We start from the raw sequence: 11,536 nt of genomic DNA on the forward strand, positions 1-11,536 counted from the left end.
GTTCCATCAATTCAGCCTGCTGCAGCACGCGGGTTTCATGGAATCGGTCGTCTAGTTTCAAAAGTAAGACTGGTAGGCCTAGCACGTAGCTGGTAGTGTATACCAAATATGATGCAACAATAGGCCCAAGCTAATTTCCGCGAGTAGGGGTTCGGTATGCCCTTTCAGCTTCGGTCTATACCCGCTAGATCCTTCGCCCCTAGGAGGCCTTTTTTTGTTGCATCAAATATCAAGTGGGTTAGTATTAGGAAGCTTAACTGAACCTATAAGGATGAGGTGCAGAAATGACCGAAGCAACAGTTGCGCAACGTATCGCCCTCGCTTTGCAGCGCCACGGCGTTGAGGTGATTTTCGGCCAGAGCCTCCCGTCGGCTGTGATCTTGGCCTGCGAAGCGATCGGCATTCGGCAGCTCGCATACCGCCAGGAGAACATGGGCGGCGCCATGGCGGATGGCTTTGCGCGCGTGTCTGGCAGGATCGCCGTTGTTGCAGCCCAGAATGGACCTGCTGCAACCTTGCTCGTTCCACCTCTCGGTGAAGCATTCAAGGCGAGCGTTCCGATTGTTGCCTTGGTGCAGGAGGTCGAGCGCAATCAGCTCGACCGCAATGCGTTCCAGGAGCTCGATCATTTCGCGCTTTTCTCTTCATGCGCCAAATGGGTGCGGCGCGTCATCACTGCGGATCGGATCGACGATTATGTTGATGCTGCCTTCGTCGCCGCCGGCAGCGGCCGGCCGGGTCCTTCGGTGTTGCTGTTGCCGGCCGATCTGTTGCGCGAGAACCCCGCTGTCCCGACCCGAGAGCGCCGGTCGAACTTTGGGGAATGGCCAATTGATCGCCCTCGGCCGAGCGAGGCAGAAATCCGCGCTGCGGCGGTAGCGATTACGGCGGCAAGGGCTCCCGTCGTCGTTGCAGGAGGCGGTGTCACGTCTCCCGCTGCCGCTACCGCGCTCGCCAAATTGCAAGACCTGGCGCACTTGCCTGTCTTCACCACGAATATGGGCAAGGGCGCTGTCGACGAAACGCACCCACTCTCAGCTGGAGTCCTCGGCGCCCTCGTCGGTCCTCGATCGCTTGGCGGGCATACTCTGCCGATTCTCAAAGAGGCGGATCTCGTCATTCTGGTCGCGACCCGCACCAACCAAAACGGGACGGACAGCTGGCGACAGGTCCCTGCGAACGCTCGCATCATCCACATCGACATCGATCCCCAGGAAATTGGCCGCAACTATGAGGCGTCGCGCTTGGTTGGCGATGCCGCCGCTACACTGGGCGCCCTTTGTGAAGCGCTCCGGCAGCTCGACTTGTCGTTGCGTCGCGACATGCGCAAAGGGGTGGAGGGGCGTATCGCGGCGGCTTGGAAGAGCTTCGAAAACGATCGATCCGTCTTCTCGGGTAGCAACGGATCCCCGATCCGCCCAGAGCGCGTCATGCAGGAGCTCCAGACGCGTCTGACACCCGATACAATCGTGGTCGCCGACGCGAGCTACTCGTCAATGTGGGTCGTCGGTCAGCTCCGCGGCCAAACTACAGGCCAACGCTTCCTCGCGCCGCGCGGTCTGGCGGGGCTTGGATGGGGATTACCGCTTGCCATCGGCGCAAAGGTAGCGCGTCCGTCCAGCCCTGTCGTAGCCCTGGTCGGAGATGGTGGCTTTGCCCACAGTTGGGCGGAGCTGGAAACCATGGTTCGCAGCAATGTGCCCGTCGTCACCATCGTGCTCAACAATGGAATCCTCGGATTTCAGAAAGATGCAGAAACGGTGAAGTTTGGCGGCTATACATCGGCCTGCCATCTCTCACCCGTCGATCATGCTGCGATCGCGCGAGCGTGCGGATGCGGTGGCGCGGTGGTCAGAGCGCCCGGTGATCTGGGCAAGACGCTCGACCTTGCGCTCACAGAGCGACGGCCATGGCTCATCGAAGTCATGACGGACCCGTCCGCGCATCCGCCAATTTCGCTTTTTGACGGCACGCTCGATCATGCGCTCGCGGCAGTTTGAAACTTTGCTGGTTCAGATCGAAGGAGAAGCAGCCTGTGCGCTGGCGGATACGGTTAATTTGCAAGTCTCGCCGCGCGCTTGCTGTCCATCGATCTCCGCGAACTTCGTTGATCCGTCGCCGCGTCTGATTTGCGGACAGCTTGGCGCTTTCGCCTCTGAGAACTGAGACTGCAATGGACACCTACGAAAACTACATTGCCGGACGTTGGGTTGCTTCGGCCAAAACCTTGGACGTGGTCAACCCGTCTGACGGCACGAAAATGGCCGCGATATCCCGTGGCGGAGCCGCCGAAATCGACGCTGCGGTGTTGGCCGGCCATGCCGCCCGTAAAGGACCTTGGGGAAAAATGGATGCGGTCTCTCGAGGTCGTCTCCTGCTCAAAATGGCTGAGCTGATTCGTCGCGACGCCGAGATGCTTGCTAAGCTCGAGAGTGACGTCGGAAAACCAATCTCCGTCGCGCTCGCAGATGTCGCCGTTTCTGCGCGATATTTCGAATACTATGGGGCAGCCGCCGACAAGGTTCATGGTGAGACCATTCCTTTTCAGAGCGGTTTCACCGTGATGACACTTTACGAACCGCACGGCGTAACCGCGCATATCGTGTCTTGGAACTACCCGCTGCAGATGACGGCCCGCTCGGTCGCACCATCGCTCGCAATGGGTAACGCCATCGTGCTCAAGCCTGCCGAAGACACCTCACTGACGGCGCTCGCGCTGGCTAAACTTGCCGAAGAGGCAGGCTTTCCGCCGGGCGTCCTCAACGTCGTCACTGGTCTTGGCGAAGAAGCCGGCGTGGCGCTGTCGACGCATCCTGGAATTGGCCATATCAGCTTCACCGGATCCCGCGAGGTCGGTCGCTTGATCCAGAGTGCGGCGGCCAAAAATACAATTCCAGTTACTCTCGAACTGGGCGGAAAATCACCGCAGGTGGTCTTCTCAGATGCTTCCCTGGACGAAGCAGGCGCCACGATCGTTAAAAGCATCGTCCACAATTCCGGTCAGACCTGCAGCGCCGGTTCGCGGGTTTTGATCCAAGACGATATCTACGATCGGTTCACAACGCAACTCGCCGACAGGTTCAAGGCGCTGCGGGTCGGCTCCGCAAGTCAGGATCTCGATCTCGGCCCTGTTGTCAACGCCGCGCAGCGAACCCGCATCGAGAACTATCTGGGGATTGCGAAGCGGGACAACTTGCAGATTCTGGCAGAGGGCTCATTCGGAACCACCGTACCCGCCGGCGGCTATTACGTCAAACCGACACTGATTGGTGAAGTCCCAGCAAGTCACGCCGTGGCACAGGAGGAAATCTTTGGACCGGTCCTGGTGGCGCTACGCTTTCGTGACGAACATCATGAGGTGCAGATAGCAAACGACACGCCATATGGGCTGTCCGCCGGCGTGTGGACGTCAGACCTGAGCAGATCCTTGCGTCTCTCTCGCAGTATCGAAGCAGGCCAGGTGTTCGTGAACAACTACGGATCTGGCGGCGGTGTTGAGCTGCCGTTTGGAGGCGTGAAAGGATCCGGCTTCGGCCGAGAGATGGGATTTGAGGCGCTATACGGCTTCGGCGTTCTTAAGGCCGTCACGATTCGGCATGGCCTCTGAAAGTCGCGGCCGCGACTCGGGTGGCCTCAAGTTCAAGTCGTTCGTCGTCATCTTCCTCCCGCGACGGACGCTTACTGGCCGCCCCTCCGCGGGGCGGCCGTTTTTCCTAAGCCAAGAGCCTTCAAAGCGGCTCCAGCTTCAAATGTGTTGGTGATGGACGATGAGCGAATCAATCTATAGCGGCCCCGTGTTTGAAATGGCCAGGCAACAATTCAATGGGGTCGCCGATCATCTGCAAATCCTGGAGGAGGACCGGGCCCGATTGCTTTATCCGAAGCGCGCAATCGCCGTGTCCTGCCCAATCCATAGGGACGATGGTCGAACGGAAGTCTTTCAGGGCTACCGCGTGCAACATCACCTTACTCTTGGACCAACGAAGGGCGGGACGCGGTTCGCACCATCAGTGGACGTCGGCGAGGTCGCCGCCTTGGCGGTGTGGATGAGCTGGAAATGCGCGCTGGCGGGACTTCCCTATGGAGGAGCAAAGGGAGGCATCACGGTCGACCCGTACACACTGTCACCGCGCGAACTCGAAGCGCTGTCCCGGCGCTACATGCAGGAGATGATACCGTTCGTCGGACCGCATACCGATGTCATGGCGCCGGACATGGGCACGAATGAGCAGGTCATGGCTTGGTTCATGGATACGTATTCCATGTACCAGGGACAGACCATCAACGAGATCGTAACCGGAAAGCCGGTCTCGGCAGGAGGCACACTTGGCCGACGCGAAGCGACCGGGCGCGGGGTGGCCCATCTTGTCGGTCGGGCTCTTGATCATCTTGGGATCAGTGCTGGCAGTGCGACAGCAATTGTCCAGGGGTTCGGTAACGTTGGCTCGGTGACAGCGTATTCTCTCGCCGGGCGAGGCGTCAAAATTATCGGTGTCAGCGATCACACTGCCGCATACCATGATCCAGCGGGGCTGGACGTTGCGGACCTACAGAGACACGTCGCCAAACGAGGTCAGCTTGCAGGCTTTTCCACCCAGAGTGCCATTGAGCCCTCGGAGCTGCTGCTGCGAAAATGCGACGTACTCGTACCAGCTGCGATGGAGCAGGTGATTACGTGGCAAAATGCGACCGAGCTCAAATGTCGCATCCTGGCCGAAGGCGCCAATGGTCCAACCACCCCTGGAGCAGATGCCATCCTCGATCAACGACGCGACGAGCTCTTCGTGCTGCCCGATATCCTCTGTAACGCCGGGGGTGTTATCGTAAGCTATTTTGAATGGGTGCAGGATCTGCAGCGGCTATTCTGGGAAGAAGCGGAAGTATTCGATCGTCTTTACCGAATTCAGGAGCGTTCATTTCAGCAAGTGATCGCTCGCGCCAAACGCGACGGCATTTCTCATCGCATGGCCGCCATGGCAATCGGGGTGAGCGTGGTACAATCGGCCAAGCACACCCGAGGACTTTTCCCATAATGACCGTTATTGCGACGCACAGCACCAAACCGGAGTGACCAATGCTAATTGCCCCTTGGCGGATCGGAATCGACATCGGCGGCACCTTTACTGATGTCGTGGCAATAGACGCAAATGGCCGGATCGAAGCCCTCAAGTCGCCTTCCAGGCCGGACGATCCGACCGCTGGCGTCATGGCGGCACTCGATGCGCTGGCGCGGCGGCTTGATGTGCCGAAAAAGCAGCTGCTTGGCGGTTGCTCGATGCTTGTGCATGGTTCGACGATTGCGACGAACACAGTGCTCGAAGGCAAGGGCGCTATGGTAGGGCTCCTCACCACCAAAGGATTTCGCGACACCCTTGAGATACGTCGCGGCATCCGCGAGGATCCTTGGAACCATCGTCCGCCTTTTCCCCGTGTGCTTGTGCCGCGACGTTGGCGCCTGCCCGTGGGCGGGCGACTCGACAGAGATGGCCTTGAGCTCACAGCTCTGAATGAAGGCGACGTGCTGGCCGGTTCGGCGGCTTTTAGGGCTGCGGGCGTTGAGTGTGTCGCCGTATCTTTTCTTCATAGCTACGCCAACGGCGCGCACGAGGGTCGGGCAATGGAAATTCTTCTGGCGGATTGGGATAGAGATGTGATCTTTTGTTCACATGAAATCTCGCCTTACGCCGGCGAGTACGGTCGCACATCGTCAACTGTCCTTGCGGCTTATGTCTCAAAGCGTGTCGTTCCTTATCTGCGGTCTCTAGAGGGCATTCTGCGGAAAAACGGACTCTTCGGCCCTCTGCTCCTCATTCAAAGTAATGGTGGTATCGCGTCGGTAGACGAAATCGCCCGCAACCCCGCCTGCCTTCTCCTTTCAGGACCTGCGGCGCAGGTTGGCGCCCTGAAATATGTTGCCGCTACAACGGGGATCGACAACCTGATCTCCCTTGAGATGGGCGGGACGAGCTGCGATCTCGCATTGATGGAGGGTGGGCACGTCCATTCGACAGACCGCATAGATATCGCCGGATACCTGGCCCTTGTGCCAAGTGTCGACATCCATTCTGTGAGCGCCGGCGGCGGCAGTATTGCGCGGCTCGATGCCGGCGGAATGGTGACACTGGGGCCTGATGGCGCCGGATCATTGCCGGGTCCAGTGTGCTATCGGCGCGGAGGACAGGATCCAACAAACACGGATGCCCAGCTCGTTCTCGGCCGCCTTGCGCCAGGGCAATTCGCTGGCGGCACGCTCGATCTTGACGATCAGGCGGCGCGACAGGCGCTGCAGCGCGTCTATGGCGACACGATTGGACTTGCTCCCGAAGCGGCCGCCCTCGGTATCGTCGAGTTGATGGACCAGAATTTGCGTCACGCCGTTGAGCATGTGAGTGCGGAGCGCGGCTTTGATCTTCGTGATTTCGCGCTAGTCGCTGTTGGCGGCGCGGGCGCTTTGCATGCAAGTTCGGTGGCCCGGAGCCTCGGCTGTTCGACGGTTTGCATCCCGCGGCTTGCCGGGGTCTTCTGCGCGTTCGGTATGCTCAATTCAGATGTTCGCCTGGACGAAGTCCGGACGATCCGGCGCCCTTTCATTCAGAGCGCTCTCGATCACTTCGAGTGGGTGGCGCTCGAGCTCGAGACAGGGCTGCGCGCACGTCTTATGGCATACGGCGACGCTGGAAGCGAACCGCTATTCAGCCGCCATATTGATCTCAACTATTTGGATCAGCAGTCCCAGCTCTCCGTCGAATGGACGGATAACGACATCGAACGCATCATAGCAGCCTACGAAGAGCGCTACAGCCTTCTGTATGGTCATGCTCACAAGCATTCGCCGCTAATGACATGCGCCGTGCGCGTGAGTGGCTCGCGTCGTTTTCCGGGAGTGTCGATCCAGAAAATTCCAGGCCGGGGTTATGTTCCTCCGACTTCGGGCCAGCGGCGCATCGTCGTTAGTCGCGACATCGGAGCGGTCGATGTAAATGTTTACGATGGCGCCGATCTGAAACCTGGCGCGCGCCTTGTCGGGCCGGCAATCATCAACGATGTGACCACGACGATATTCATCGGGAAAGGCGATAGGTTGGAAGTGGACGCATCGAACAACCTTATTGTTCGGGTGGCTGTCCCTGCTCAAGGAGGTGCGGTATGAGGCCGATAGATGCAATCAGCTTGGCGCTAGGCCAGAAGCAACTCGATCATATTTGCCGCACAATGGGCTGGGTAATGGCGCGGACGGCCCGAAGCCCGATCTTCAGCCAGTCGCACGACTTTTCATGCTTCATCGGCAGCAGTGCCGGGCAGGTTGTGTCCCAAGCTGACGGTATTCCCATTCATACCGGCGGGGGTGGTATCGCCTTGGCGCGGCTCTTAGAAACGTTTAAGGGCCACATCAATCTCGGTGATTGCTTCTTAGCTAACGATCCGTATGTCGCTGGCGGCAATCATCTACCCGACTTCACGATCATGCGACCGGTGTTTCTGAACGGAGCGCTGATTGCATTCACCTGCAACCGTGCGCACCAGTCAGACATAGGGGGCGGCGCGGCAGGAACGTATAATCCAAAGGCGGAGGAGATTTTTCACGAGGGCTTGCGCATTCCGGTCGTAAAACTGGTCTCGCAAGGTGAAGTGCAGGATGATCTTTGGCGGTTGATCCTCCTGAACTCAAGAACTCCCGACCTGCTTGATGGCGATCTCCGCGCGATGCTGGGCTCGACTGAGATCGGTGCTAAGCGCCTTCAGGACGTGGCCAGCTCAATGGGCGCCGAAGGGCTGAACCAGTTGTTTGCGTCACTTCTCGATTGGGCGGAGGAGAGTTTTATCGCGGCAATCCGCAAGCTGACCCCAGGAATATACACGGGCGAGGACTTTTTCGATCATGACTGCTTCGAGACCGTAGAGGCGCGCATCAAGACGGCGATTACTGTTAGTGCGGATGGACTTCTCGTCGACTTCGCGGGAACGAGTCCTCAGATGCGCGGCTTCAAGAACAGCCCACTCGCGAACACGCGATCAGCCGTGCTCCTTGGGCTGATCTCGTTTCTTGGTGCACACATTCCGCGCAATGACGGCGTCTTCCGCCGCGTTCGCATCGTGGCCCCTGAAGGATCACTCGTCAACGCGAAGCCTCCGGCCCCTGTTACCGCGGATACCACCTATCCGGCGCACCATATCGTGCATGCCATCTGGAAGGCATTGAGTCCAGCCGCTCCCGACTTGAGCTGTGCTGGCTGGAGCCGAATCTCGCACTGCAATACGTCGGGGAGGGACGGTAGCGGACGGTACTACGTTGCGTATCAATGGTTGGCGCAACCTGGAACCGGTGCGGTCAAAGGTCGAGATGGTTTCAATGTCATGGGACAGATGACCACGCTTGGCGGTCTGGCGCTGCCGGAGGTCGAGGACTTCGAGACAAGCTATCCCTTCCTTGTCGAACGTCAGGAGTTTGTCACCGATGGTGGTGGTCCAGGTCGCTATCGAGGCGGGACGGGCGCGGAAGTAATGGTCCATGTGAAACACCCCGCCGAATACTCATTTCGCGGCGAAGGGAACGGCAATCCGACATCCTTTGGCGTGCTGGGCGGACATGCTGCGGGCGTCGGGAACTGTTCAATCAGGTTTGAGGATGGTTCGTCGTATATCCCACCTCGCTTCGGCGTTGAGCGGCAACCTCCGTTGACGCTCACGATCAGGGCCGCTGGCGGTGGCGGTTTCGGGGCGCCGTTTGAACGACCTCCCGAAGAAGTCCTGAACGATGTTCTCGATGGAATGGTCAGCCGTGAAAAGGCCGAGGCGGACTACGGAGTTATTCTGAGTGGCAAGGATCTGCACGTCGACGAAAAGGCAACGCGAGTGCGCCGTCAAAACTTCAAAGCACGTTGAAGGCAGGTCATGAGCAAAGCTTTCACGACTGAAGGTCAGGACGGTCGAACGCGGGCTCTCAACGAGCGCGCTCATACGTCGTGCCAGGCGGTAAACCGCTCCCAATCAAGGCGATGGGTGGCTTAAAATGCACGATTTGGGTGACATCAGCAGGTTCGCCCTGCTCAACCGTCCTGACCTGCATGAAGCCACCGAGGGCGAGTTCAAGGGGTGGCGTACATGGACCTTCGACACCTTCTTGAATTGTACGGGCCCCTTTTGGCACCGGGTGGAGGCTGATGGGATGGTACGCTGCGCCTTTCGCGCGCAGAGGACGCATCTTAACGGCGCCGGCAATGTCCATGGCGGCTGCTTCATGGCCTTTGTGGACTATTGCGTCTTTGCCATCGCAGGCCTGGTGCTGGAGGGCCCCGGGGTCACCGTGTCGTTGTCCGGCGACTTCCTCGGCGCGGCGCGCGAGGGTGAGCTGATCGAGGCCACCGGCGAGGTCACCCACGCCGGCGGCACCCTGATCTTTGTCCGGGGCAAGCTGAAATCCGGCGAGCGGCTCCTGCTGACCTTTTCCGGTACCATCAAGCGCGTGAACCGGAAGGTTCGCACAGAGGCCGACGTCGACTCACGCTAGGACGGCCGGCCGCCCAACGATTTCCCAATTGAGGAGGCCGGCAAAGTTGAGCTCGCGGGATGCGCTACGAACCGTACCGTTATGATGCCACTAGCCCGACCTGCGCAGGATCGACATCCCACGATAGCCAAATCAATGGCTTAGCCACAGTCGGCACTACATTTTTGGTGAGACCGGCGCGCTGCTGCCACATCTCCAGGCACTTCCACAGCACGAAGCCGAGGAAGCACACGAGGATATGGGCTGCAGGCGATCGGGCCGCTGATGCCAAAGCGGCCGCAGGTTCAACTGATCCTTCTGGATCCGAAAGGCGGCTTCGGCCTGACTTGAACTGGATGTAGGATGTAGGCCTTCGACAGCTGCTCATCACTCCCATCGGTTGGCGCGCAAGAGTAGGCGCCCTCCGAAAGCGCGGCCCAGTCGTCGTCGAACGAAGCGTTGCAGGTGACCTGCAGGTGGAACCCGGCCGGACAGCTGTCTGACGTCAGCGCGATGGCGAAGCGGCGGCGGCGCGCTGGTTCCGCTGCAGGATACGGCCGATCTGCCGGTTCACCAGCAGCGGATGAGGCGCCGCTTTAAACGGGCGGCGTGTGGCCAGGCGTTCGAGCGCCGTCTCGATCTGGCGGCTGAACGGTCATGCATCGCGCCTTCCTTGCTGCGCCGATCCGCCAAGAGGCACAGGATCACAGTCTCCTCGGTCTCGGGATGGCGCGCGAGCTTGACCTCGACGCCCTCGTGCACCGTGCGCCAGCCAGTTGCGGTGGCAAGCTCGACGCCAAACTTCTTCAGGTCCGACTTCGGCGCGCCGATGATGTAGCGCCGGCCGGTCGCCCGCAGCCAAGCGAGGTTCTCCGCACTATCCATGCCGCCGTCCGTGATCCAGATGCGGCCCGGCATGCCATACCGGGCCTCGATCGTGGTCACGATGTCTGCAAGGTTCGCGAGTCATGCTGCTGCCAGCGAATACCTCGTAGCACAGAGGAACGCCGTCGAAGGTTATCACCGGCGCGATGCAGACCTGCTTGTAGTCGGGGCGATGATCGCGGGAATAGCCGCGCTGCGCCAGCAGGTTCGCTTCCGCCTTGAAATGGACCCCCATTCGGACCATGCGCTTAGTTGGAAAGGACTGCTCCGTTTGATAGACGGAGCGGATGATGACGACGAAGACGAGACGCAAGATCGACGCGTGCGGATTCCAATGATCGCGCGCAGTTATTCCAATCTGATGCCGCGCAGCGTTCCAATCTGATCGCGCGCATGTGGAAGCCCCCGATCGTTAAAGGCAATTGGCACTATCGTCAGCCCGTGGTCAAGCGGCTGCCGAAGAGATCACGTCTCATGTTTGATGGTGTCGCTCGACGGAGCGAAGCTGACTGGACGCGCACCCCCAACAGTGCCGTAGCGGCCGGTCAGCTTCGCGGGCTGCAGTCTCAGTCTTCATCGGCCGACGATGTAATCAAGGCCGAGGAAGAACCGGCGGGCGACGCATGGAGTCACCGTTCAGTTCGAGCCTGTGAGCCCCCGACGGTCGGTCAAAATCCCCCGGGTGAGGTCACCTCAAACTCCCCCACCTGATTCCGCCTGGCTGGGCGGCTGATCGGCCGCAAAGCGCGTAGCAGGACGTTTATTTTCGCCCCCTTTAGGGAAGAGGGGACCGGGAGTTGAACGTCTTGAAGCCGCATCTGCAAAGCACCGTATTTACGTTACTTGAGCGCCAGACGAGCCAACGAGAGATCCAGCGGCTGACGGGGATCGACCGCAAGACGATCCGGCGCTACCAGGCGATTTTCGTGTCCCGGCGAGCGGCGGAGGCAAATTCCCCCGGGGTGACCGCCGGCTCCGAGGCCGCGGATGGCCAAACTCCCCCACCTCCGCGACCGCCGGCTATCGGCATGAAGGTGGCCGCCAAGACGTTTGATTTCGCACGCTCAGCCTGTGAACCGCATCGGGAATGGATCGAGCAGCAGGTCCGTCTGAAGCGCAATGCGCAGGCGATCTACCAGGATCTGGTTGATCAGCTCGGCTTCA

Annotated in this window: 8 protein-coding genes and 1 pseudogene; 8 read left to right on the forward strand and 1 reads right to left on the reverse strand. The window is 59.8% G+C overall.

Going from position 1 to position 11,536, the window contains the following annotated elements; translation table 11 throughout:
- Positions 1-284: 284 nt before the first annotated feature.
- The 6 genes from KJQ96_RS36945 to KJQ96_RS36970 all read left to right on the forward strand — a co-directional run bounded on the left by KJQ96_RS36945 (position 285) and on the right by KJQ96_RS36970 (position 9,508).
- Entirely contained in the window at positions 285-2,000 is a 1,716-nt protein-coding gene (locus KJQ96_RS36945) for an acetolactate synthase catalytic subunit (protein ID WP_213290999.1), read from the forward strand.
- 173 nt (positions 2,001-2,173) lie between these two features.
- The gene (locus KJQ96_RS36950) at positions 2,174-3,607 is read left to right on the forward strand and encodes an aldehyde dehydrogenase family protein (RefSeq protein WP_213291000.1); all 1,434 of its coding nucleotides are present in this window, start codon (positions 2,174-2,176) and stop codon (positions 3,605-3,607) included.
- 160 nt (positions 3,608-3,767) lie between these two features.
- The gene (locus KJQ96_RS36955; RefSeq protein WP_213291001.1) at positions 3,768-5,033 is read left to right on the forward strand and encodes a Glu/Leu/Phe/Val dehydrogenase; all 1,266 of its coding nucleotides are present in this window, start codon (positions 3,768-3,770) and stop codon (positions 5,031-5,033) included.
- Positions 5,034-5,074: 41 nt separating this feature from the next.
- A complete protein-coding gene (locus tag KJQ96_RS36960; protein WP_213291002.1) occupies positions 5,075-7,150 on the forward strand; it encodes a hydantoinase/oxoprolinase family protein in 2,076 nt (691 codons plus the stop codon).
- Positions 7,147-8,883 (forward strand): hydantoinase B/oxoprolinase family protein, encoded by a 1,737-nt coding sequence (locus tag KJQ96_RS36965; RefSeq protein WP_213291003.1) that lies wholly within the window; start codon positions 7,147-7,149, stop codon positions 8,881-8,883. Before KJQ96_RS36960 ends, KJQ96_RS36965 begins: the two co-directional genes overlap by 4 nt.
- 127 nt (positions 8,884-9,010) lie before the next feature.
- The gene (locus tag KJQ96_RS36970; RefSeq protein WP_213291004.1) at positions 9,011-9,508 is read left to right on the forward strand and encodes a PaaI family thioesterase; all 498 of its coding nucleotides are present in this window, start codon (positions 9,011-9,013) and stop codon (positions 9,506-9,508) included.
- 549 nt (positions 9,509-10,057) lie between these two features.
- Here the strand turns inward: KJQ96_RS36970 and KJQ96_RS36975 are convergent.
- Positions 10,058-10,432: a hypothetical protein gene (locus KJQ96_RS36975; protein ID WP_213291005.1), complete on the reverse strand. Its 375-nt coding sequence runs from the start codon at positions 10,430-10,432 to the stop codon at positions 10,058-10,060.
- 1 nt (position 10,433) lies between these two features.
- On the opposite strand from KJQ96_RS36975, the gene KJQ96_RS36980 reads away from it, so the two are divergent.
- Entirely contained in the window at positions 10,434-10,757 is a 324-nt protein-coding gene (locus tag KJQ96_RS36980; RefSeq protein ID WP_213291006.1) for a hypothetical protein, read from the forward strand.
- Positions 10,758-11,134: 377 nt separating this feature from the next.
- Positions 11,135-11,536 (forward strand): annotated as a pseudogene (locus tag KJQ96_RS36985) (IS21 family transposase); the annotation flags it as partial.

It is taken from the genome of Bradyrhizobium sp. sGM-13, from assembly GCF_018398875.1.
Taxonomy (GTDB): Bacteria; Pseudomonadota; Alphaproteobacteria; order Rhizobiales; family Xanthobacteraceae; genus Bradyrhizobium.